At 69.4% G+C, this 23,361-nt stretch carries 21 protein-coding genes and 1 tRNA gene; 1 reads left to right on the top strand and 21 read right to left on the bottom strand.

The features are described 5' to 3' along the window. Window positions 1-13 precede the first annotated feature (13 nt). The 21 genes from atpA to ACIGXX_RS26640 form a co-directional block, all read right to left on the bottom strand. Window positions 14-1,612: a F0F1 ATP synthase subunit alpha gene (atpA, locus tag ACIGXX_RS26740; RefSeq protein ID WP_351163890.1), complete on the bottom strand. Its 1,599-nt coding sequence runs from the start codon at window positions 1,610-1,612 to the stop codon at window positions 14-16. Window positions 1,613-1,739: 127 nt separating this feature from the next. Further along, window positions 1,740-2,561 (bottom strand): F0F1 ATP synthase subunit delta, encoded by an 822-nt coding sequence (locus ACIGXX_RS26735; protein WP_399979359.1) that lies wholly within the window; start codon window positions 2,559-2,561, stop codon window positions 1,740-1,742. Continuing rightward, window positions 2,558-3,106, bottom strand: coding sequence for a F0F1 ATP synthase subunit B (locus tag ACIGXX_RS26730; protein WP_160507233.1), 549 nt, complete (start codon window positions 3,104-3,106; stop codon window positions 2,558-2,560). Before ACIGXX_RS26730 ends, ACIGXX_RS26735 begins: the two co-directional genes overlap by 4 nt. Before the next feature lie 38 nt (window positions 3,107-3,144). Then, complete coding sequence (gene atpE, locus ACIGXX_RS26725; protein ID WP_055564408.1) at window positions 3,145-3,384, bottom strand: ATP synthase F0 subunit C; 240 nt, start codon at window positions 3,382-3,384, stop codon at window positions 3,145-3,147. An 80-nt stretch (window positions 3,385-3,464) separates the two neighbouring features. Next, complete coding sequence (gene atpB, locus ACIGXX_RS26720; protein WP_361464246.1) at window positions 3,465-4,235, bottom strand: F0F1 ATP synthase subunit A; 771 nt, start codon at window positions 4,233-4,235, stop codon at window positions 3,465-3,467. Between the two features lie 276 nt (window positions 4,236-4,511). Beyond that, on the bottom strand, window positions 4,512-4,949 hold the full coding sequence (locus tag ACIGXX_RS26715; RefSeq protein WP_361050005.1) for a hypothetical protein: 438 nt from the start codon (window positions 4,947-4,949) through the stop codon (window positions 4,512-4,514). Between the two features lie 259 nt (window positions 4,950-5,208). Beyond that, on the bottom strand, window positions 5,209-6,549 hold the full coding sequence (locus tag ACIGXX_RS26710) for an MraY family glycosyltransferase (RefSeq protein ID WP_399979353.1): 1,341 nt from the start codon (window positions 6,547-6,549) through the stop codon (window positions 5,209-5,211). Window positions 6,550-6,679: 130 nt separating this feature from the next. Next, complete coding sequence (gene glyA / locus ACIGXX_RS26705; protein ID WP_399979350.1) at window positions 6,680-7,951, bottom strand: serine hydroxymethyltransferase; 1,272 nt, start codon at window positions 7,949-7,951, stop codon at window positions 6,680-6,682. Window positions 7,952-8,060: 109 nt separating this feature from the next. Continuing rightward, window positions 8,061-8,702: a protein-tyrosine-phosphatase gene (locus ACIGXX_RS26700; protein WP_344530651.1), complete on the bottom strand. Its 642-nt coding sequence runs from the start codon at window positions 8,700-8,702 to the stop codon at window positions 8,061-8,063. After that, complete coding sequence (locus ACIGXX_RS26695) at window positions 8,699-9,346, bottom strand: L-threonylcarbamoyladenylate synthase (RefSeq protein ID WP_249587745.1); 648 nt, start codon at window positions 9,344-9,346, stop codon at window positions 8,699-8,701. The genes ACIGXX_RS26700 and ACIGXX_RS26695 overlap by 4 nt, the downstream gene beginning before the upstream one ends. Before the next feature lie 47 nt (window positions 9,347-9,393). Further along, the gene (prmC, locus tag ACIGXX_RS26690) at window positions 9,394-10,239 is read right to left on the bottom strand and encodes a peptide chain release factor N(5)-glutamine methyltransferase (RefSeq protein ID WP_249587746.1); all 846 of its coding nucleotides are present in this window, start codon (window positions 10,237-10,239) and stop codon (window positions 9,394-9,396) included. A gap of 48 nt (window positions 10,240-10,287) precedes the next feature. Next, entirely contained in the window at window positions 10,288-11,364 is a 1,077-nt protein-coding gene (gene prfA / locus ACIGXX_RS26685) for a peptide chain release factor 1 (RefSeq protein ID WP_351163874.1), read from the bottom strand. Between the two features lie 121 nt (window positions 11,365-11,485). Continuing rightward, window positions 11,486-11,707 carry a 50S ribosomal protein L31 gene (gene rpmE / locus ACIGXX_RS26680; RefSeq protein WP_351163871.1) on the bottom strand — a complete coding sequence of 74 codons (222 nt, stop codon included), beginning with the start codon at window positions 11,705-11,707 and terminating at the stop codon, window positions 11,486-11,488. A 160-nt stretch (window positions 11,708-11,867) separates the two neighbouring features. After that, complete coding sequence (locus tag ACIGXX_RS26675) at window positions 11,868-12,989, bottom strand: LCP family protein (protein WP_399979345.1); 1,122 nt, start codon at window positions 12,987-12,989, stop codon at window positions 11,868-11,870. A 332-nt stretch (window positions 12,990-13,321) separates the two neighbouring features. Beyond that, window positions 13,322-15,394 carry a transcription termination factor Rho gene (gene rho, locus ACIGXX_RS26670; protein WP_399979342.1) on the bottom strand — a complete coding sequence of 691 codons (2,073 nt, stop codon included), beginning with the start codon at window positions 15,392-15,394 and terminating at the stop codon, window positions 13,322-13,324. A gap of 372 nt (window positions 15,395-15,766) precedes the next feature. After that, complete coding sequence (gene thrB, locus ACIGXX_RS26665) at window positions 15,767-16,684, bottom strand: homoserine kinase (RefSeq protein WP_351163864.1); 918 nt, start codon at window positions 16,682-16,684, stop codon at window positions 15,767-15,769. Between the two features lie 268 nt (window positions 16,685-16,952). Continuing rightward, entirely contained in the window at window positions 16,953-18,011 is a 1,059-nt protein-coding gene (gene thrC / locus ACIGXX_RS26660) for a threonine synthase (protein WP_399979337.1), read from the bottom strand. Window positions 18,012-18,017: 6 nt separating this feature from the next. Continuing rightward, a complete protein-coding gene (locus ACIGXX_RS26655) occupies window positions 18,018-19,310 on the bottom strand; it encodes a homoserine dehydrogenase (protein ID WP_351163860.1) in 1,293 nt (430 codons plus the stop codon). 138 nt (window positions 19,311-19,448) lie between these two features. Beyond that, a complete protein-coding gene (gene lysA / locus ACIGXX_RS26650) occupies window positions 19,449-20,840 on the bottom strand; it encodes a diaminopimelate decarboxylase (protein ID WP_351163857.1) in 1,392 nt (463 codons plus the stop codon). A 44-nt stretch (window positions 20,841-20,884) separates the two neighbouring features. Beyond that, window positions 20,885-22,087 carry an ArgS-related anticodon-binding protein NrtL gene (gene nrtL, locus ACIGXX_RS26645; RefSeq protein WP_399979333.1) on the bottom strand — a complete coding sequence of 401 codons (1,203 nt, stop codon included), beginning with the start codon at window positions 22,085-22,087 and terminating at the stop codon, window positions 20,885-20,887. 419 nt (window positions 22,088-22,506) lie between these two features. Then, window positions 22,507-23,016, bottom strand: coding sequence for a response regulator (locus tag ACIGXX_RS26640; protein ID WP_351163852.1), 510 nt, complete (start codon window positions 23,014-23,016; stop codon window positions 22,507-22,509). A 166-nt stretch (window positions 23,017-23,182) separates the two neighbouring features. Here ACIGXX_RS26640 and ACIGXX_RS26635 point away from each other — a divergent pair. Next, window positions 23,183-23,254 (top strand) — tRNA-Arg (locus tag ACIGXX_RS26635). Window positions 23,255-23,361 lie beyond the last annotated feature (107 nt).

Here is a 23,361-nt window from a genome sequence, read left to right as displayed (position 1 = left end):
GTCCCTTCCGTCGTCACTTGGACGCGTCGACGGCAGCCGGAGCGTCCTCGCCGAGCAGCTTGCCGTCCGAGGTCTCGAACTGCTTCTTGAACTCGGCGACGGCGTCGGTGATGGCCGTGATCGTGTCGTCGGACATCTTGCCGCCCTCCTTGATGGAGGTCATCAGGCCCTGCTCCTTGCGGTGCAGGTAGTCGAGCAGCTCGCGCTCGAAACGCCGGATGTCGTTGACCGGAACCTCGTCCATGCGGCCCGTGGTGCCGGCCCAGATGGAGATGACCTGGTCCTCGGTGGCCATCGGCTGGTACTGAGCCTGCTTGAGCAGCTCGACCATCCGCTGACCGCGCTCGAGGGAGGCCTTCGACGCGGCGTCCAGGTCGGAACCGAAGGCGGCGAACGCCTCCAGCTCGCGGTACTGGGCGAGGTCCACGCGGAGACGGCCGGACACCTGGCGGATCGCCTTGTGCTGGGCGGAGCCACCGACACGGGAGACCGAGATACCGACGTTCAGGGCCGGACGCTGACCGGCGTTGAACAGGTCGGACTCCAGGAAGCACTGACCGTCGGTGATGGAGATGACGTTGGTCGGAATGAACGCCGACACGTCGTTCGCCTTGGTCTCGACGATCGGGAGACCCGTCATCGAGCCCTTGCCCATCTCGTCCGAGAGCTTCGCGCAGCGCTCGAGCAGACGCGAGTGCAGGTAGAAGACGTCACCCGGGTAGGCCTCGCGCCCCGGCGGGCGGCGGAGCAGCAGGGACACGGCGCGGTAGGCGTCGGCCTGCTTCGAGAGGTCGTCGAAGATGATGAGGACGTGCTTGCCCTCGTACATCCACTGCTGGCCGATGGCCGAGCCGGTGTAGGGCGCCAGGTACTTGAAGCCCGCCGGGTCGGACGCCGGGGCGGCGACGATGGTCGTGTACTCGAGCGCGCCGGCCTCTTCGAGGGCACCGCGCACGGAGGCGATGGTGGAACCCTTCTGACCGACGGCGACGTAGATGCAGCGCACCTGCTTGTTCACGTCGCCCGAGCGCCAGTTGTCGCGCTGGTTGATGATCGTGTCGACGGCCAGGGCGGTCTTGCCCGTCTGGCGGTCACCGATGATCAGCTGACGCTGGCCACGGCCGATCGGGGTCATCGCGTCGACGGCCTTGTAGCCGGTCTCCATCGGCTCGTGGACCGACTTGCGGTCCATGACCGTGGGGGCCTGCAGCTCGAGGGCGCGGCGTCCGGACGTCTCGATCTCGCCGAGGCCGTCGATCGGGGCGCCGAGCGGGTCGACGACGCGGCCGAGGTAGCCCTCGCCCACCGCGACGGACAGGACCTCGCCGGTACGGGTGACCGGCTGGCCCTCTTCGATGCCGCTGAACTCGCCGAGTACGACGGCGCCGATCTCGCGCTCCTCAAGGTTGAGGGCGAGACCGAGGGTGCCGTCCTCGAACTTCAGCAGCTCGTTGGCCATGGCCGAGGGCAGGCCCTCGACCTTCGCGATGCCGTCACCGGCAACGGTGACCGAACCGACCTCCTCGCGCGAGGCCGCGTCCGGCTTGTACGCCTGGACAAAGTTCTCCAGTGCGTCCCGGATCTCCTCCGGCCGGATCGTGAGCTCCGCCATCTGGGTTCCCTGCTCTCCTTGTTGGGCCCGAAGTTTCACTTTGGGGGTCTGGGGACTCCCCCCAAGTAAGAGGTGAATCCTCTGCACGGCCCAACTAGGGCCGTCATTCCTACGTTTTGAGTTACTGCTAGCGCGCCATGCGGCGGTGCGCGTCCTCGAGGCGGTCCGCGATGCTGCCGTTGATGATCTCGTCGCCGACCTGCACCGTGATCCCGCCGAGGACCTCGGGGTCCACGTCGAGGTTCAGGTGCATCTGGCGGCCGTAGACCTTCGCAAGGACGGCACCGAGGCGCTGCTTCTGCTGGTCCGTGAGGGGCACAGCCGAGGTGACGACGGCGACCATCCGGTTCCGGCGGTCCGCGGCCAGCTTGGAGAGGGACTCGAGTCCCGTCTCCAGGCTACGTCCACGGGGCGCGGTCACAAGGCGCTCGACCAGCCGCTCCGTCACCGCGTTGGCCCGGCCACCGAGCAGGCTGCGCAGCAGCTCGCTCTTGGCCGTGCCCGTGGCGGCACGGTCGGTCAGCGCGGACCGGAGCCCGGTGTTCGAGGAGACGATCCGGCCGAACCGGAACAGCTCGTCCTCGACGTCGTCCAGCGCGCCGGACTTCTGCGCACCGGTCAGCTCGGCGAGGTTGGTGAGCTCCTCGAGGGCGTCCACCAGGTCACGCGACTGCGACCAGCGCGAGCGGACCAGGCCGGCCACCAGGTCGGCGGTCTCGCCGCCCACCTGCCCGCCGAGCAGCCGCCCGGCGAGCTCTGCCTTGGCCTCACCGGACTGCGACGGGTCGGTGAGGACCCTGCGCAGCGAGACCTCGCGGTTGAACAGCGCGGTGACCGAGGCCAGCTCGTCCGCGAGCTTCTTGGCGTCGACCGACGTGTTGTCGGTCAGCGCGTCAAGACGCTCGCGCGCGTCGGCCAGGGCCTCGCGGCTGGCTCCGTGGGCTGTCATCGAGCCGCCTCGGCCTTCTCCTCGAGCTCGTCGAGGAAACGGTCGATGGTGCGGCTCTGCCGAGCGGAGTCCTCGAGGGACTCACCGACGAGCTTGCCGGCCAGGTCGGTGGCCAGCTGGCCCACGTCCTGACGCAGCGACTGCGCGGCGGCCTTGCGGTCGGCAGCGAGCTGCGTGTGACCTGCGGCGACGATCTCCTCGCGCTGCCGCTGGCCTTCGGCTCGCATCTCGGCGATGAGCTGGGCGCCCTGCTCCTGCGCCTCCTGGCGCAGACGCGCGGCCTCGTGCCGAGCCTCGGCGAGCTGAGCCTTGTACTGCTCGAGCACGCTCTGGGCCTCGGTCTGAGCGGCCTCGGCCTTCTCGATACCGCCTTCGATCGACTCCCGGCGCTCTTCCAGAACCTTGTTGATGTTCGGGAGGAGCTTCTTCCAGAAGAAGAAGAAGACGATGGCGAAGGCGATGGCGCCGACGAGCAGCTCAGGACCCGGCGGGACGAGCGGGTTCTGCTCCTCCTCGGCCGCCAGCTGAACCAGGTTGGCGATCACATCAGTGCCTTTCGTCGAAAAGTGTCAGTAAGCAGTGATTACTTACCGAACACGAACGGCATGACGATGCCGATGAGGGCGAGCGCCTCACAGAAGGCGAAGCCGAGGATCTGGTTGGCGCGGATCAGGCCGGCGGCCTCGGGCTGACGGGCCAGGGCCTGGGTGCCGTTACCGAACACGATGCCGACGCCGATGCCAGGGCCGATCGCGGCGAGGCCGTAGCCGATGGAGCCGAGGGAGCCGGAGACGCCTGCGGCGAGTTCGAGGGTCGCGGACATGCCGTTACTTCCTTCTCTTTCAAGGACCGGTGGGGGTTGGCCACCGGGCGATCTGGGGGGCTACTTGAGCCGGGGGGCACTCAGTGGTGCTCGGCGAGAGCGCCCTGAATGTAGGTGGCGGAGAGGAGCACGAAGACGTACGCCTGGACCGCCTGTACGAAAAGTTCGAAGAGGATCATGACGATGGTCATCACGAACGAGACACCGGCGGCCGGGATCATCCAGCTGTTCAGCAGGTACCAGGAGGCGACGGTGAACATCACCAGCATCAGGTGACCGGCGAACATGTTGGCGAAGAGTCGCACGGCGTGCGTGAAGGGACGCACAAGCAGGTTCGAGAAGAACTCGATGAACGACACGAGCCACTTGATCGGGCCCAGCGAGTTGTCGTAGCCGGTGATGTTCTTCCAGCCGCCGACGAACCCGTGGCGCTTGAAGGTGAGAGGCACCCAGATGAAGTAGACGACCGCCGCGAGCACGATCGGATACGCGATGACCGACGAGACCGGGAACTGGGTCAGCGGGATCACGGACCAGATGTTCATGATCCAGATGAAGAAGAACATCGAGACCATCAGGGGGACGTACTTCTCGCCCTCCTTCTTGCCCATCGTCTCGTAGACGATGCCGCGGCGTACGAAGTCGTAGCCGGCCTCACCGATCATCTGCAGCTTGCCCGGGACGACCTTGGCCTTGCCGAACGCCGCATAGAAGAAGCTGACCACGACGAGAGTCGTCAGCAGGGCGAGCAGCATGACCTTGTTGAACTCGAACCCGCCGACCTCGAAGATCGGCTTGAAGAGGAACGAGTGCAGGCCCGGAGCCGGGAAGCCACAGCCGTTGTCGGACATGATCCGACAGCTCCAGTCAAAGGCGAGCTCAGTTTGGTCAGCACTCACCGCGGGCTCCTTCGGCGTGACGCATAGGTACGGCAACCTCGTTGTCGTGTCGGCGCGGCGCGCAGCCGCGGTTCGGCACCAGACTGGTGTTTCGGATGTGGGCGCGGCGTTCAGGCATCGAGCCTCGCGATCGTGCAGGCGTCAGCTCAGATGCCCGCGCCGGCAGTGCCGCAGTTGGCACCGGACGATAGCAGCATCTCGAACGCGCATTTATCCCGGCCCTACCCTTCACGTCGAGGACCCCGACTTCTCCGGCTTGTCCTTCTGCTCGGAGTCGGGTTCGACGTAAAGGATCTTGGCCTTCATGAACGCGCGGGCCTGCGACGCCATCCACACGACGGTCGCGACCACAAGACCCACGGCAAATGCCTTGGGGTTGAACAACGTGGTGTCCTTGAAGAGAGCCACGAAGACAAGAAGCAGCAGGAGTTGGGCGACGTAGAGCATCAGCCCCATCGCCTGGAACAACTGCGGAAGCGATTTCGCCGTGCGTTGGAGTACGAACATACCGAGCCCCATGAAGGCGATCACCACCAGCGTGCCGACGACCGCTCCGAGCGCTCCCTTGCCGCCCGCGACCACAGCACTGACCGCGGCGGTGATCGCACCGGCGGCAGCTGTAGGTACGGCGGACTGAAGGAGAGTTCGGGTGTCTTGAGACGGCATGGCGGCGCTCCGCTTACTGATGGGGGCAGGGTGTCGTCATGGACGAGCGTAGTCCGGGGTCGAGAGTGTCCCTCGGGCCAATGGACCGTCGCACTACGGTCCTTCGGCTCTATTCCCTGGTTTCGTGAACGGTATCACAAACTATTTGATGAGGTCTTTACCTGCTAGGTGTGCTCGCCGTCACACATGAGAGTTAATCCGCGCGTATGTGCACGCGACGCGGCAACTTGTCTGGTATTGGGCGAGTTTGCCGATGGCGTCAGCTCGACGAACCGGCCTTGCGCCGATCCTCGAAGCGCGAGCGGGTGCCAACGGCCGTCGCCCCGTTGACGCCTGTTCCGACCGGTGGCCGGTCCTCCGCTTGCGCATCCGTCTCGTCCGGCGCACCCGCCTCGTCGGCCGCGGCCGCGGTCGCGGCCGACGAGGCCGCCTTGCGCCGCCGGTAGCGCGGCGGCACGAAGGACTCGGCCCAGCGCGGGATGTGCGGGGTGAACCGCGGCAGCATGAGCAGCACCAGGCCCACCGCGCTCAGGGCGACGATCACGAAGAGGATCCACATGCTGGCCGAGTGGACCGAGTAGGCCACCGTGCCGAAGCCGATCAGCGCCGACCAGAAGTACATGATCAGCACCGCGCGGCTGTGCGAGTGGCCGATCTCCAGGAGGCGGTGGTGGAGGTGGCCGCGGTCGGCGGCGAAGGGCGACTTGCCGTTCCACGTACGCCGGACGATCGCGAGGACCAGGTCGGCGAACGGGATCGCAATGATCGTCAGCGGCATCAGGAGCGGGATGAAGACCGGGAGCATCGCGTGCGTGGCATCGCGGGTGCCGCCGAAGTTCAGGCTCAGGGCGTCGCCGTCGATCTGGCCTGTGGCGGAGATCGCACCCGCCGCGAGGACCAGGCCGATCAGCATCGACCCCGAGTCCCCCATGAAGATCCGGGCGGGATGGATGTTGTGCGGCAGGAAGCCCAGGCACATGCCGATCAGGATCGCGGCGAAGAGCGTCGCGGGGGCGGCGGCCTCGATGCCGTAGCCGTACCAGAGACGGTAGGCGTAGAGGAAGAACGCCGTCGCCGCGATGCACACCATGCCCGCGGCGAGGCCGTCGAGGCCGTCCACGAAGTTCACCGCGTTGATCGTGATGACCACGAGCGCGACCGTCAGGAGCGTGCCCTGGCCCTGGTCCAGGAGGACCATGCCGTAGCCAGGAACCGGGATCCACAGGATCGTCAGGCCCTGGAGGACCATGACGCCTGCCGCGATCATCTGGCCGCCCAGCTTGATCAGGGCGTCGATCTCGAACTTGTCGTCCAGGACGCCGATCAGCCAGATCAGCGCGGCGCCGGAGAGCAGCGCGCGCGGTTCGTTCGACCGCTCGAAGACGTCGTTCAGGTTCGGCAGGTGGTCGGCGACCAGCAGACCGGCGCACAGCCCGAAGAACATCGCGATACCGCCGAGCCGGGGCGTCGGCTCCCGGTGCACGTCGCGGGCGCGGATCTCCGGCATGGCGCCGGCCACGATCGCGAACTTCCGCACCGGGCCGGTCAGCAGGTAAGTCACCGCGGCCGTGATGCAGAGCGTCAGCAGGTATTCACGCACGGGCTTCCCCACAGGTATCGCTGGCCATCTCAGCCCCACACCCTAGCTCTGCGTGCATACGGTTGGGGACTTCCGGGTAGCGACGATGGTTGCACGAGTACGCGCCTTCCTCTGACGCGTCTACCCCGACCTAGTCCGTATACGGCGGAAATCTGCCCACCAGTTCACGCACTTCGTCTCGTACTTTCGAGTCCCTCGCCTCCTTGGATTCCTCACGCACCGCATCGGCGAAGAGGGCCGCGATCCGCACCATCTCCGCGTCCCCCATGCCCTGCGTGGTGACGGCCGCCGTGCCGAGCCGCAGCCCGCGCCCGTCGGCGTGGGGCAGGGCGCACGTGTCGAGGACGAGACCGCGGGCGGCGAGCCTGCCGCGGGCGCTCTGCGCGTCGACGCCCAGGGGCGCGGGGTCCGCCAGGATCAGGTGCGTGTCCGTACCGCCGGTGGTGATCGCGCAGCCGGCGGCGGCCAGGGCCTGGGCCAGGATGCGCGCGTTGGCGACGACCTGGTGGGCGTACGCCGTGAAGGCCGGGGTCTCCGCCTCGCCGAACGCGACGGCCTTGGCCGCGATCGTGTGCATCTGGGCGCCGCCCTGCGTGAAGGGGAACACCGCGCGGTCGATGCGGGACGCCAGCTCGGACCCGCACAGGATCAGGCCGCCGCGGGGGCCGCGGAGCACCTTGTGCGTCGTGGCGCAGACGACGTCGGCGTACGGCACGGGGCTCGGGGCCGCTCCCCCGGCGATCAGGCCGATCGGGTGGGCCGCGTCGGCGATGAGGTAGGCGCCCACGTCGTCGGCGATGTCGCGGAAGGCCGCGTAGTCGATGTGCCGGGGGTAGGCGATGGAGCCGCAGACGATCGCCTTGGGCCGGTGCGAGCGGGCCAGGGCGTGGACCTGGTCGTAGTCGATGAGGCCGCTCTCCGCGTCGACGCCGTAGCCCACGAAGTCGAACCAGCGCCCCGAGAAGTTCGCGGGCGAGCCGTGTGTGAGGTGACCGCCGTACGGCAGGCCCATGGCCAGGACGGTGTCGCCGGGGCGCAGCAGGGCGGCGTACGCGGCCAGGACGGCGGAGGAGCCGGAGTGCGGCTGCACGTTGGCGTGCTCGGCGCCGAAGAGGGCCTTGGCGCGGTCGATGGCGATGCGCTCGGCGACGTCCACCAGCTCGCAGCCGCCGTGGTGGCGGGCTCCGGGGTACCCCTCGGCGTACTTGTTGGCCAGGGGCGAGCCCAGGGCCGCCAGGACCGCCGGTGAGGTGAAGTTCTCGGCGGCGATGAGCTGCAGCGAGGACGCCTGGCGCTCCTGCTCGGCCAGCAGGACCTCCGCCATCTGGGGGTCCGCGCCGCGGAGCGCGGCGAAGTCAGCGGGCGCCGTCGGGGCGGCGGTGGGTGCGGTGCTGACCGGCATCTTGGGCTCCGGGCCTCGCGAGGGGTGAGGGTCCCTCCAATGTAGGCCTGCCACACGGTGCCCGCGCGGTGTCGGGGCGGATCTTTCACCCGCGGCGAAGAGAAAGGTTTCAGGCCTTGGCCCGCACGCCCGTCAGCGCCGTCACCACCGGGTCGAGCGCCTCGTTGATCTCGTCGCCCACCGAGCGGAAGAACGGCAGCGGCGCCCCGTAGGGGTCGTACACCTCGTCCGCCTCCGCGGTGGGCGCCAGGAGCCAGCCACGCAGCGCCGCGGCGGCCCGCACCAGGGCCCTGGCCCGCTCGACGACGCCTCCGTCGACGTCGGGCAGCGTCGCCGGGTCTATGGCCCGCACGAGCCGCGTGAACTCCTTGAGCGTGAACGTGCGCAGGCCCGCCGAGTGGCCCATCGAGATCACCTGCGCCCGGTGGTCCCGGGTCGCCGTCAGGACGAGGTCCGCGCGGATGACGTGGTCGTCCAGGAGCTCGCGCCCCATGAAGCCGGAGGCGTCCGCGCCGAAGTCGGCGAGCACGGTCTCGGCGTTGGTCTCCATGGGGGCGCCTTCGTGCCCCCACGTGCCCGCGCTCTCCACGATCAGGCCGCCGGTGAAGGGATCGCCCAGGCGGTCGGCCAGGGCATGCCGGGTCAGCCGCTCGGTGATCGGCGAGCGGCACACGTTTCCGGTGCTGACGTGGAGGATGCGGAACGAATCGGGATAAGCCGCTATGCCACGCCCCGTCTCAGGGGCTGTCAATTCGCCACCTCGAGGTCGGGTACCACCTTGCGGAGCTCCTCCGCGTCCAGGGCGCCCGCGCGCAGCAGTACGGGCACCTTGCCGGTGACGTCCACGATCGAGGAGGGGACGATGCCCGGCGTCGGGCCGCCGTCCAGGTACACGGAGACGGAGTCGCCGAGCATCTCCTGCGCGGCGTCGCAGTCCTCCGGAGCCGGGTGTCCGGTGAGGTTCGCCGAGGAGACCGCCATGGGGCCGACCTCGGTGAGCAGTTCGATGGCGACGGGGTGCAGCGGCATCCGGATCGCGACGGTCCCACGGGTGTCCCCGAGGTCCCACTGGAGCGAGGGCTGCTGCTTGGCGACCAGGGTCAGCGCACCGGGCCAGAAGGCGTCGACGAGCTCCCAGGCGGACTCGGAGAAGTCCGTGACCAGGCCGTGCAGCGTGTTCGGGGAGCCGATGAGCACAGGCGTCGGCATGTTGCGGCCACGGCCCTTGGCGTCGAGCAGGTCGGCGCACGCCTCCGGCGTGAAGGCGTCCGCACCGATGCCGTAGACGGTGTCGGTGGGCAGGACGACCAGCTCGCCACGGCGGACGGCCGACGCGGCCTCGCGCAGACCGGTCGTACGGTCGGTCGCGTCATTGGTGTCGTATCGCCGTGCCATCTAACGGGCCTCCTCGTACACGTACTGCTGACTTGAAGTGGTGGTGCTCACGGCATCGCCTTGCGGGCTGTCGCGAACCTCGGCCGGTTGTTGAGGTCGGGGTGGTCGGCCGCGTCGGCCCAGCCCCGCTCCTCGGTGAAGATCCACGGCACCTGGCCGCCCTGGGTGTCGGCGTGCTCGATGACGACGACACCGCCGGGCCGCAGGAGGCGGTGTGCGGTGCGCTCGATGCCGCGGATCAGGTCGAGGCCGTCCTCGCCGGAGAACAGCGACAGTTCCGGGTCGTAGTCGCGGGCTTCCGGAGCGACGTACTCCCACTCCGTGAGCGGGATGTACGGCGGGTTCGAGATGAGGAGGTCGACCTGGCCGTCCAGCTCCGGCAACGCGTCACGCGCGTCGCCCTGGGAGAGCTTGACCCTGGACCCCTCGACGTTCTTCCGCGTCCACTTCAGGGCGTCCTCGGAGAGCTCCACGGCGTGCACCCGCGAGCGCGGGACCTCCTGCGCCATGGCCAGGGCGATGGCCCCGGACCCCGTACAGAGATCGACGATGAGCGGCTCGACGACGTCCATCGCGCGCACGGCGTCTATGGCCCAGCCGACGACCGACTCGGTCTCCGGGCGCGGCACGAAGACACCGGGGCCGACCTGCAGTTCGAGGTAGCGGAAGAACGCACGCCCGGTGATGTGCTGGAGCGGCTCGCGGGCCTCACGGCGCGCGATCGTCTCCCAGTACCGGGCGTCGAAGTCCGTGTCCTTGACGGAGTGCAGCTCGCCCCGCTTCACGCCGTGCACGAAGGCGGCGAGCTCCTCCGCGTCGTTGCGCGGCGAGGGCACGCCGGCGTCGGCCAGCCGCTGGGTGGCCTGGGCCACTTCCGCGAGCAGCAGGTTCACGCTGGTCCTCCGGGGCTGAGCTGAGCGATGGGCGGGTGCGGTCGGGGCTCAGGCCGCCGCGAGCTTGGCGGCGGAGTCCGCGTCGACACAGGCCTGGATGACCGCGTCGAGGTCTCCGTCGAGCACCTGGTCCAAGTTGTACGCCTTGAAGCCGACACGGTGGTCCGAGATCCGGTTTTCCGGGAAGTTGTACGTCCGGATCTTCTCGGAGCGGTCGACGGTGCGGACCTGGCTGCGACGGGCGTCCGCCGCCTCCTTCTCCGCTTCCTCCACAGCCGCGGCAAGGAGCCTGGAGCGCAGAATACGCATCGCCTGCTCCTTGTTCTGGAGCTGGCTCTTCTCGTTCTGGCAGGAGGCCACGACGCCGGTCGGCAGGTGCGTGATGCGCACCGCGGAGTCGGTGGTGTTGACCGACTGGCCGCCGGGGCCCGAGGAGCGGTAGACGTCGATGCGCAGGTCGTTGGCGTGGATCTCCACGTCGACCTCCTCGGCCTCGGGCGTCACCAGGACACCGGCCGCGGAGGTGTGGATCCGGCCCTGCGACTCGGTCGAGGGCACGCGCTGCACGCGGTGCACGCCGCCCTCGTACTTCATCCGCGCCCAGACGCCCTGGCCCGGCTCGGTCGCGCCGTTGCCGCCCTTGGTCTTCACGGCGACCTGGACGTCCTTGTAGCCGCCCAGCTCGGACTCGGTGGCGTCGATGATCTCGGTCTTCCAGCCGACGCGCTCCGCGTACCGCAGGTACATGCGCAGCAGGTCGCCGGCGAAGAGCGCCGACTCGTCGCCGCCCGCGCCCGCCTTGACCTCAAGGATGACGTCCTTGTCGTCGTTGGGGTCCCGGGGCACCAGGAGAAGCCGCAGCTTCTCGGTGATCTCCTCGCGCTGCTTCTCCATGTCCTTGACCTCGGCGGCGAACTCCGGGTCCTCCGCGGCCAGTTCACGGGCCGTCGTGATGTCCTCGCCGGTCTGCTTCCAGGCGCGGTACGTCGAGACGATCGGGGTCAGCTCGGCGTAGCGCTTGTTGAGCTTGCGCGCGTTGGCCTGGTCGGCGTGGACCGAGGGGTCCGCGAGCTTTGTCTCCAGATCGGCGTGCTCGCCGATCAGTTCCTCGACCGCCTCGAACATCGGGGTCTCCTGAGTTTTCTACGCGAAGGTTCTACGCGACATGGCTGCTGCGATCAGACGGCAAAGCGCCGGTCCCAACCACCCCCTCCCGAGGGCGGCCGAAGACCGGCGCAGTGGCTCGCTACTTGTTGGCGGCTGCAGCCTTGCCGAAGCGGGCCTCGAAGCGGGCCACACGGCCACCGGTGTCGAGGATCTTCTGCTTGCCCGTGTAGAACGGGTGGCACTCGGAGCAGACCTCGGCACGGACGGTGCCGCTGGAGATCGTGCTGCGGGTGGTGAACTCCGCGCCACAGGTGCAGCTGACCTGGGTGTCGAAGTACTCGGGGTGGATGTCGCGCTTCAAGGTGTCTCCTAGTTTCGGGAGGGCGCCGGGTCGCACGCGCGGATTGCTCGTACGTGAACCGGGGCCGACGTACCAGTCTGCCAGGACGGGTCGCATCTGCCCAAACCGGGGTGGGTTCTGTTCTATTCCCCGCGGGCTGTGGCGGGGGCCGGGAACGTCGTTAGTCGCTGGTCACGACGTCGCTCGCCTCACCCTTGTCGCCCGCGGACTTCTCGGTGGCGGACTTGGGGATGGGCTTGTCGGCCTTGAGCGCCGCCCAGACCTGCCGGTCGGCCTTCTCCAGGGGAAGGACGCGGTTGAGGTCGGCGGGGTCGTACTGGACGGGCAGGGTGACCATCTTCATGTCGCCCGCGCCGATGCCCTTGAGGCCGCTCGCGAAGCCCGCGAGGCTCTTGACGTCGTTCAGGTCGGAGTCGGTGGTGATGGCGCTCGTCGCGTCGTTCGCGAGGTCGTAGAGCTTCTTCGGGTTGCTGAAGACGCCGACGTCCTTGACCTGGTTGATCAGGGCCTTGATGAAGGCCTGCTGGAGCTGGATGCGGCCGAGGTCGCTGCCGTCGCCGACGCCGTGCCGGGTGCGGACCAGGCCGAGGGCCTGCTCGCCGGTGAGCTGGTGCGTGCCGGCCTCGAGATTCAGATGGCTGTCTTTGTCGTTGATGGCCTTCTTGGTGGTGATCTCGACGCCACCGAGGGTGTTGATCAGCTTCTTGAAGCCCGAGAAGTCGACCTCTACGTAGTGATCCATCCGGATGCCGGACATTTTCTCCACGGTCTTGACGGCGCAGGCGGGGCCGCCGACCTCGTAGGCCGTGTTGAACATCTGCCGCTGACCGCCGGGGTCGGTCCCGCCGCCGTCCGTCTCGCACTCGGGGCGGGATATCAGCGTGTCCCGGGGTATCGAGACGATGCTGGCCGTCTTGTGGCCCTTGTTCACGTGCACGACCATCGCCGTGTCCGAGCGGGCGCCGCCCTCGTCCTTGCCGTACTTGGCGTTGTCGCCGGAGCGCGAGTCGGAGCCGAGGACGAGGATGTCCTGCGAGCCGTTGTCGATGTCCTCGGGGCGGTCCGTGCCGAGCGCCGCGTTGATGTCGACGCCCTTGATGTTGCCGTTGAGCTTGAAGTACACGAAACCGAGGCCCGCACCGCCGAGGACGACCACCGATGCCGCGGTCCACGCGGTGACGACGAGGACCTTGCGGCGCTTGTCGCGCGGCTTGCGACGCCGACCGCCACCGCCTTTGGGGCGCTTCGGTGTCGTATCCGCGGATGCGCTCTCGTCGGCCATGTGCTCCTCAGTCCTCGTCGGGTCGGCTACCCCCTGCTTTCAGGGTCAGGCGCGGTTTGTCGTCACTTGTCAGACGTGGAAACCGAAAGAAGGGTTGCACAGCGCTTTGTGAGCGCCCCGGCGCGCGCTCGTGACACTTCGTGTACTCCTGCCCCGTACTTCCAGCTTCTCACCTGCGGTTTTTTCCGTCGCGGGGCTACTGCGGGTGACCGTAAGAATCTCTTAGGTGTGTGGCCAAGGTCATTCAGCGCCCCTTCCGCGTCCCCGAACGCCGAGGGCCGCCCCCGTCGTGTGACGGGGGCGGCCCTCGGTGTCGTGCTGTGCCGCTGTGACTAGTCGTTGCCGTTGCCCGGCGCCGGGGTCGTCTTCGCGATCTGCATGAGGAACTCGGCGTTCGACTTCGTCTGCTTCATCTTGTCGAGAAGCAGCTCGATGGCCTGCTGCGAGTCGAGCGCGTGCAGCACCCGGCGCAGCTTCCAGACGATCGCGAGCTCCTCCGCGTTCAGGAGGATCTCTTCCTTGCGGGTGGAGGACGCGTCGACGTCCACCGCCGGGAAGATGCGCTTGTCGGAGAGCTTCCGGTCGAGCTTGAGCTCCATGTTGCCGGTGCCCTTGAACTCCTCGAAGATCACCTCGTCCATGCGCGAACCGGTGTCGACGAGCGCGGTGGCCAGGATGGTCAGCGAGCCGCCGTCCTCGATGTTGCGCGCCGCACCGAAGAAGCGCTTCGGCGGGTAGAGCGCGGTCGAGTCGACACCACCGGACAGGATGCGGCCGGAGGCCGGGGCCGCCAGGTTGTACGCACGGCCCAGGCGGGTGATCGAGTCGAGCAGCACGACCACGTCGTGGCCGAGCTCCACGAGACGCTTGGCGCGCTCGATGGCCAGCTCGGCGACCGTGGTGTGGTCCTCGGCGGGACGGTCGAAGGTCGAGGAGATGACCTCGCCCTTCACCGACCGCTGCATGTCGGTGACCTCTTCCGGACGCTCGTCGACCAGGACGACCATCAGGTGGCACTCGGGGCTGTTCGTGGTGATCGCGTTCGCGACCGCCTGCATGATCATGGTCTTGCCGGTCTTCGGCGGAGCCACGATCAGACCGCGCTGGCCCTTACCGATCGGCGACACGAGGTCGATGATGCGGGTGGTGAGCACGCCCGGGTCGGTCTCCAGGCGGAGCCGGTCCTGCGGGTAAAGGGGCGTCAGCTTGTTGAACTCCGGCCGCCCGCGCCCGGATTCGGCCGCCATGCCGTTCGCCGAGTCGAGGCGCACGAGCGCGTTGAACTTCTCGCGGCGCTCGCCGTCCTTGGGCTGGCGGACGGCGCCGGTGACGTGGTCACCCTTGCGCAGACCGTTCTTGCGGACCTGGGCGAGCGACACGTACACGTCGTTCGGACCGGGCAGGTAGCCCGAGGTCCGGATGAACGCGTAGTTGTCGAGGATGTCCAGGATGCCCGCGACGGGGATCAGTACGTCGTCGTCGGCGACCTGCGGCTCGCTGGCGCCACCGAACTCGTCGCGTCCACGACGGCCACGGCGGTCGCGGTAACGGCCGCGTCGGCCGCGACGGCCACCCGCCTCGTCGTCGAAGTCGTCCTGCGGTCCGTTGTCCCGCTGGTCCCGCTGCTGGCGGTCCTGGCGGTCGCCACGGTCCTGACGGTCACCGCGGTCCTGGCGGTCCTGACGGCCGCCGCCCTGCTGGCGGTTGCCGCCCTGCTGCTCGTCGCCCTTGTTGCCACGGCGGTCGCGGTCACGGCCACGGCCCTGACGGTCGCGGCCCTGGCGGTCACGGCGGCCTTCGGCGTTGTTGTCACCGGAGCCGTCGCCCTTGGCCTCGGACGGCGCGTCCGTCTTGGCCTCGGTCTTCGGCTCGCTCTTCGCCTCGGCGGTGACCGTCTCGGGGCTGCCCGCGTCGGCGGTGGCGCGGCGACGGCGGCGCTCGCCCTTGTCGGCACCCGCGGGCTGGCCCGGGATGTCGATCTGCTGCTGGGCGACGGCCTCTTCGGCCTTCGCGCCCGCGGCCTGCTCGGCCTTGTCGGCCTTGCTCGCCTTGGCACTCTTGTCCGTGCCCGCCGCGGTGTCCTCGCCCGTCCGGGCCTTCGAGGTCGCGCGGCGCTTGGGCTTGGTCTCGGCGTCCGTGGCGGACGCGGACGGCGCGGCCTTCGCGGGGGCTCCCCCGGCCTGCGCCTCCTTGATGACCTCGATCAGCTGGCTCTTGCGCATCCGCGCGGTGCCCTTGATACCGAGGCCGGATGCGACCTGCTGCAGTTCCGCCAGCACCATGCCATCGAGGCCGGTGCCGCGGCGCCGCCGGGACCCGGCCGATGCACCGGTGGCAGGCGCCGCAGAGGCGTCCGTGGCGGGCGTGTCGGCAGTCACGCCCATCAGATCGGTGGTGTCGCTCACGAAGGGTCCTTCCCTGGAGCGGACGTCGGCCTGTCTGGCTCGGCGACCGGTTGTGCTGTCCGGAGGTCCTCTGGTGTGTGGACCGTGCCGGGGCGGAGGTCCGCCAACGCGCGGCGGAAGAATTCACTGGTGATGGCGAGTCCCGGTGAGGTGCCACTGATGTGCGGTGTCACTCGGCTCGGTCACGCCGGTTCCGGAGCGTGCTCGGCACCGCTCAGTGCGGGGCACAGAGCAGGTTGGGAGGCTCCCGGAAGGATGGATGTCCCGGACGGGGACACGAAGCACCTCGCCATGGTGGGGTCGGGTGCAGACTTGAGATTAACACTACCGGATCCAACAAACATTCCCCCTCTCTAATCCGGCTACCAGGTGTCAAGGCGCAAGCGGCAGCACGCTCGCACCGGTCGCGTCGAGCGCCAGACGGTTGGCCGCCCAGCCCTCGCCCGCGAGGCGTGCGACCTTGTCCGCCGCACTCTCATCGGCCAGCGCCAGGACCGTGGGTCCCGCGCCGGAGATCATGGCCGGAACGCCGTCCGCGCGCAGGCGTTCCACCAGCGCGGCGCTCTCCGGCATGGCGGGTGCGCGGTACTCCTGGTGGAGCCGGTCCTCGGTCGCGGGAAGCAGCAGCTCGGGGCGCCTGGTCAGGGCCTCGACGAGCAGTGCGGCCCGGCCCGCGTTGGCGGCCGCGTCGACGTGCGGGACGGTGCGCGGGAGCAGTCCGCGCGCGGTCTCGGTGAGGACGGGCTTGCCCGGTACGAAAACCACCGGAACGATGGAATCAGCGGGCTCCATCCTGATCGCCCGCGCCGCTCCCCCGTCCATCCAGGAGAGCGTGAAACCGCCGAGCAGACAGGCGGCGACGTTGTCCGGGTGGCCCTCGATCTCGGTGGCGAGCTCGAGCAGGGCGTTGTCGTCCAGCCGGGCGTCACCGCCTATGGTCACGGCGCGCGCGGCGACGATGCCCGCGCAGATGGCGGCGGACGAGGAGCCAAGACCCCGGCCGTGCGGAATGCGGTTGGCGCAGACGATCTCGAGCCCGCGCGGCTGTCCGCCGAGCAGGTCGAAGGCGGTACGCAGGGAACGTACAAGCAGATGCGACTCGTCGCGCGGGAGCGTCTCGCTGCCCTCACCTGCGATGTCGATGTTCAGTCCGGTGTCGGCCACCCGCACGACGACGTCGTCGTACAGACCCAGCGACAGGCCGAGGGCGTCGAAGCCCGGGCCGAGGTTGGCGCTGGTGGCGGGGACGCGCACCCGGACGGCGGCGGCGCGGAACGCGGGACCGGCCATCGCTCGATGACTCTCCTTGAGCTGCGATCTTTTGAGGACTTGCCACGTGATGAGGCACTACCCGAAGGCCGCTCTGCGGCGGCACCGCGGCATATGCGGCGGGGCGGGTTCGGTACAGCCTATCGAAGGAAGGTTCTGTGGCGACATAGGGCGCACAGGAGGCGCACGATGCGTGTCGTAAGCCCCCTGTGCACCCCCTGTACGGAGTTGCGGGTTTTCCGGGTGGTTATGCCCGGCGTCCGGTTGTCGCCGTCCCGGACCGGAAAATCTACGCCAGGCCCAGATGCTCGGCCGCCGCGGCCGAGTCGACCGGAACCGTGACCGGCTGCGGCGCGCCGGCGACGGCCCAGTCCGGGTCCTTGAGACCGTTTCCGGTGACGGTGCAGACGATGCGCTGCCCCTTGTCGACCTTGCCCTGCTCGGCCGCCTTCAGCAGACCGGCGACGGAAGCGGCCGACGCCGGCTCGACGAAGACACCCTCCTGGGAGGCCAACAGCTTGTAGGCGCGCAGGATCTCACGGTCCGTCACCTCGTCGATGAAGCCGTCCGACTCGTCGCGCGCGTCGAGGGCGTACTGCCACGACGCGGGGTTGCCGATGCGAATCGCGGTGGCGATGGTCGACGGGTCCTTGACGATCTCGCCGCGCACGATGGGCGCGGAACCGGAAGCCTGGAAGCCCCACATGCGAGGAGTGCGCGTCGAGACCGAGTCGGCGGCGTACTCCTTGTAGCCCTTCCAGTAGGCCGTGATGTTGCCCGCGTTGCCCACCGGGAGCACGTGGATGTCGGGAGCGTCACCGAGCGCGTCGACGATCTCGAACGAGGCGGTCTTCTGGCCCTCGATGCGGAACGGGTTCACCGAATTGACCAGCGCCACCGGGTAGTTCTCGGAGAGCGCGCGGGCGAGGTTCAGGCAGTCGTCGAAGTTGCCGTCGACCTGGAGGATCTTCGAGCCGTAGACGAGCGCCTGGCCCATCTTGCCGAGCGCGATCTTGCCCTGCGGCACGAGGACCGCGCAGACCATTCCCGCCCGTACGGCATAGGCGGCGGCCGAGGCCGACGTGTTGCCGGTGGAGGCGCAGATGACGGCCTTGGCGCCCTCCTCCTTGGCCTTCGTGATCGCCATCGTCATGCCGCGGTCCTTGAAGGACCCGGTCGGATTGGCGCCCTCGACCTTGAGGTGCACCTCGCAGCCCGTGCGCTCGGAGAGCACCTGCGCGGGCACGAGCGGCGTGCCGCCCTCGCGCAGCGTCACGACCGGCGTCGTGGCGGAGACGGGAAGACGGTCCCGGTACTCCTCGATGATTCCGCGCCATTGGTGGGTCATTGCTGACTACTCCCCTTCAACCCGCATGATGCTGGCGACACCACGCACGGTGTCGAGATTCCGCAGCGCCTCGACGGTGCCGGTGAGGGCGGCGTCGGGCGCGCGGTGAGTGACGACGACGAGGGAGGCCTCGCCGTCCTTGCCCGTCTGACGGACCGTATCGATCGATACGCCGTGCTCGGCGAAGACCGTCGCGACCTGGGCGAGGACACCCGGCTTGTCGGCTACGTCGAGGCTGATGTGGTAGCGCGTGACGACCTCGCCCATGGAACTCACGGGCAGCTGGGTGTACGCGGATTCGCCGGGCCCGGTGGCTTCGCCGAGCTTGTTCCGGCAGACGGCGACGAGGTCGCCGAGCACGGCCGACGCGGTGGGGGCACCGCCCGCGCCGGGACCGTAGAACATGAGCTGGCCGGCGGCCTCGGCCTCGACGAACACGGCGTTGTACGCCTCGCGGACCGACGCCAGCGGATGGCTGAGCGGAATCATCGCGGGGTGCACGCGCGCGGTCACCGACCCGCCGTGGGCGGCGCGCTCACAGATGGCGAGGAGCTTGATGGTGCAGCCCATGCGCTTCGCCGACGCGAAGTCGGCGGCGGTCACCTCGGTCATGCCCTCGCGGTAGACGTCGTCCAGACGCACGCGCGTGTGGAAGGCGATGCCGGCCAGGATCGCGGCCTTGGCGGCGGCGTCGAAGCCTTCGACGTCGGCGGTCGGGTCCGCCTCGGCGTACCCGAGCGCGGTGGCCTCGTCGAGCGCTTCCTGATACCCGGCACCGGTGGTGTCCATGGCGTCGAGGATGAAGTTGGTCGTGCCGTTCACGATGCCGAGGACGCGGTTGACCTTGTCACCGACGAGAGACTCGCGCAGCGGCCGGATCAGCGGGATCGCACCGGCGACGGCGGCCTCGTAGTAGAGGTCCCGGCCGTGCTCGAGAGCGGCGGCGTGCAGCGCGGCGCCGTCCTGGGCGATGAGCGCCTTGTTCGCGGAGACGACGGAGGCGCCGTGCTCGAACGCGGTGGTGATGAGGGTGCGGGCGGGCTCGATGCCCCCGATGACCTCGACGACGACATCAATGTCACCGCGTTTGACCAGCGCGGTCGCGTCCGTGGTGACCAGTGAGGGATCGATTCCCTCACGCACCCTCGACGGACGGCGGACGGCGACCCCGGCGAGCTCCACCGGGGCGCCGATCCTGGCCGTGAGGTCGTCGGCATGCGTCGTCATGATGCGCGCCACCTCTGAGCCGACAACCCCACAGCCCAGCAGCGCCACCTTCAGCGGACGCGTACGCATCATCCGACCTCACTTCTCATACATCTACAGTGGGACCAGTCTCGCCCACCGGATCGCAGTTTCTATCCACTGTCCGGATCGTGAGACATCTATTTCACTGGCCGATACTCTGCCAGACGTCGTTCTTCGGCAGGTATTTCCTCAGCCGACATCGAGTCGCAGGAGATCTTCCTCCGTCTCGCGCCGGACGATGACCCGCGCCCCACCGTCCCGCACGGCGACCACCGGCGGACGAAGGGCGTGGTTGTAGTTGCTCGCCATGGACCGGCAGTAAGCACCGGTCGCGGGCACGGCGATCAGGTCTCCGGGCGCGAGGTCGGCCGGAAGGAACGCGTCCTTCACCACGATGTCGCCGCTCTCGCAGTGCTTGCCGACGACACGGACGAGCATGGGCTCGGCATCGGACTCGCGCGAGACGAGCGCGACGCTGTACTCGGCGTCGTAGAGCGCGGTACGGATGTTGTCGGACATGCCGCCGTCGACGGAGACGTACGTACGCAGTCCTTCGAGGGGCTTGACGGTGCCGACCTCGTAGAGGGTGAAGGCGGTGGGCCCGACGATGGCGCGCCCCGGCTCGACGGAGATCCGAGGGGTCCGCAGATTGGCGGCCTCGCACTCCCTCGTCACGATCTCGCCGAGCGCCTTGGCGATCTCGTGCGGCTCGCGCGGGTCGTCCTCGGAGGTGTAGGCGATGCCGAGACCGCCGCCGAGGTCGATCTCGGGAAGCTCGACGCCGTGCTCGTCACGGACCTCGGCGAGCAGCTGCACCACGCGCCGGGCGGAGACCTCGAAACCGGCCATGTCGAAGATCTGCGAGCCGATGTGCGAGTGCACGCCGATGAGTTCGAGCCCGTCGAGTTGGAGAGCCCTGCGCACGGCCTCGGCGGCCTGTCCCCCGGCGAGGGCGATGCCGAACTTCTGGTCCTCGTGGGCGGTGGCGATGAACTCGTGGGTGTGGGCCTCGACGCCGACGGTCACGCGGATCTGCACGCGCTGACGGACACCGAGCCGGTCGGCGATGTGGGCGACGCGCGCGATCTCCTGGAAGGAGTCGAGCACGATGCGGCCCACACCGGCCTCGATGGACCGCTCGATCTCTTCCTCGGTCTTGTTGTTGCCGTGGAAGGCGATGCGGTCGGCGGGCATTCCGGCGGCGAGGGCGGTGGCGAGCTCGCCGCCGCTGCACACGTCGAGATTGAGCCCTTCCTCGTGCAGCCACCGGACGACGGCGCGCGAGAGGAAGGCCTTCCCGGCGTAGAAGACGTCGGCGTCGGAGCCGAAGGCGCCGCGCCAGGCGTGGCAGCGGGCGCGGAAGTCGGCCTCGTCGAGGAAGTAGGCGGGGGTGCCGAACTCCTCGGCGAGCCGGGTCACCTCCATGCCGCCGACGGTGACGACACCGTCGGCGTTGCGCGCGACGGTCTGCGACCAGACCTTCGGGTCCAGGGAGTTCAGGTCGGCGGCCGGGGCGGTGTAGTGCCCTTCGGGCACTACGTCGGCGTGGCGGGGCCCGGCGGGGTGTGCGGAACGGCTCATGTCGCGTTCGTCTCTCTCACTTCATTCACGTCTGTCTTCACGTGTCACAAGTACTCGGGGGCACTGATGCCGAGCAGGGACAGGCCGCCTGCGAGCACCGTCCCGGCGGCTTCGGCGAGCGCGAGCCGGGCGCGGTGGGCGGCCAAGGGTTTCTCGTCACCAAGCGGCAGTACGGCGGGCTGAAAGGCGAGGAAGGCATCGGCCGTGCCGACGAGATGCCGGGCGAGACGATCGGGAGCGCGGTGCCAGGCGGCCGCGGCCAGGATGCGGGGGTGATCGGCCAGGGCGTCGAGGAGGTCCCGCGCTTCCGGCCCGGCTATGTCACCCAGGTCGCCGGGGGCGCCGTGGAAACCGAGGGCGGCGGCACCGCGGGTGAGGGCACGGGTGCGGGAGTGGGCGTACCGCACGCGGAAGAGGGGGTTGGCCTCGCGCTGGACGAGATGCTCGTCGCCGATGCGGGGCCGGTCGTGGGCGGCGGGATGCAGGAGGGCCCAGCGGGCGGCGTCGCGGCCGAGGGGGGTGGGGTCCTGCGGGGCGGGGACGGGGCAGAGGGTGTGGATCTCGGCGGGGGGCTTCCCGTGGGCGTCGACGCGTACGCCGAGGGCGCCCCAGCCGGCGTCGGGGGCCTCGTCGCAGGTGACCCGTACGAGAGCGCCCTGGGAGAGAAGGACGCGGCGAAGGGAGTCGGCGATGACGGCGGCGCGGACTTCGCGGGGGAAGTGGAGCTGGTGGGCTCCGCCGGAGCCGGGTCGAAGGTGACCGTGGGAGGCACCGCGGTCGAGTACGTCCCGCACGAGGGCGGCCCCTCCGAGGGCGGCGGTGCTTCCCGGGCCGCCGCTGCCGTCGCCACCCCGATCGAGGGTGATGTTGAGGAAGCCGGGCCCGGTGATGTCGATGGCGGCGATACCGGGCTCGGCGACGAGCCGCGGGGACAGCACTTCGGCAACTTCCCGGGGCGACCGCCCGGCGGCGCGGGCGACCTGCAGGGCGACGTTGGTGGCGTAATCCCCGCAGCCACCGGGTCGGGGCCGCTCGATGACGACACGCGGGGTCGTGCGCGGGTCGGCGGAGCCGCTGGGGGCGGGGGCGCCGGGGCCGGAGTCACCGGGGCCGGAGTCACCGGGGCTGGGGTCACCGGGGCCGGGGTCACCGGAGTCGTCAAGATCACCAAGGCCGCTGAGCTCGCCGTCGTCAACGGCGCGGCGCATGGCGCGCAGCACGGTGCGGGAGAGCTCGACGGGGGTCACGGGTCAAGCGTATGGGAGGAGGGGGGTGGGGACGCGACCCGGTTTCCCGGATGGTCCGGGATGTGGACGGGGGGAGGCGCCCCGGGGGGGGAGGCGGCCGGCGGTCCTGGCTGGCTGTGGTGCCTGGGGGTGGAGCTGGCGGGGGGGGCGGCTTCGGGGGGGACCCGCCCGGCTGGGGGTGAGGCTCCACGGTGGGGCGGCTGCGGGGGGGGCTCGGGCGGGGGTCTGCCGCTCGTGGCCGGGGTCTGCGGACCCGGCGGCAGCGGGTGCGGAGGGACCCGGGTGAGAGTTGAAGCTCCCAGTAGGGGGGCTGCGGAGGCCGGGGGCTTCGGCTCCCGGCGTTGGCGGCTGCGGGCGGGGACTGGATCAAGGGAGGAGCCATGTCAGCCGCGGGGCGCGGCTACGGGCAGGGGGGCGGGTCAGCCGCCGGGGCGGCCTGCGCGCTCGGCCTCACCGGCGGCCCCCCATTCGCTGCCGACGGCACCACCACGCCCACCTCCACCACTGCCATGCTCCATCAACTGCCGTACGATCCCGAGCAGTTCGGCAGGTTCAAAGGGCTTGGCAAGGAAGGCGTCCACCCCGACCTCGAGCCCGCTCTCCACCTCGTACTGGGTGCAGGCGCTGACAATGACGATGGGCAGATGCCGGGTCCGCGGATCGGAGCGCAGCCGAGCGGCGGTACGCAGCCCGTCGAGACGGGGCATCACCACGTCGAGCGTGACGACATCGGGCCTGACCTGGTTCACCACATCCAGGCACTCGGCACCATCGGCCGCGGTCACGACCTCGAAGCCCTCCAGCTCGAGGTTGACCCTGATCAGTTGCCGGATGACCTTGTTGTCGTCCACAACAAGCACGCGGCCGGACACGCCTGACACAACTCGAGAGTAGGTCCGCGCCCGCCGCCGCGTCCGGGTTTTCCCCACTTCCGCCCCGTGCGGGGGAGCGGGCCGCGGAACCAAGGGTGACGCCTGGGACGCAGGGTGCGGATGCGTCCGCCCCCACGGCCCCGGAGTGCGGAAATACCTGTTCATGGGGAGCCGTTAGGAGCTGGTAGGGTTCTACACGTCGCCGCGCAAGCCGCGCTGACACGCCCCCGTAGCTCAGGGGATAGAGCAACGGCCTCCGGAGCCGTGTGCGCAGGTTCGAATCCTGCCGGGGGCACCTTGCATTAGGTGCCCAAAGACCCCGTCACCAGCGGAAACGCTGAGGCCGGGGTCTTCGCGTATCTACAGGAGTCTTCGCCCGTGCGGCCGTGTGCCCGGGGCCGT

It is taken from the genome of Streptomyces sp. NPDC055243 (genome assembly GCF_044544025.1).
In the GTDB taxonomy this organism is placed as follows: Bacteria; Actinomycetota; Actinomycetes; order Streptomycetales; family Streptomycetaceae; genus Streptomyces.
Note: the sequence above shows the minus strand (reverse complement) of the source record. Positions and strands in the feature narration are given on the sequence as shown.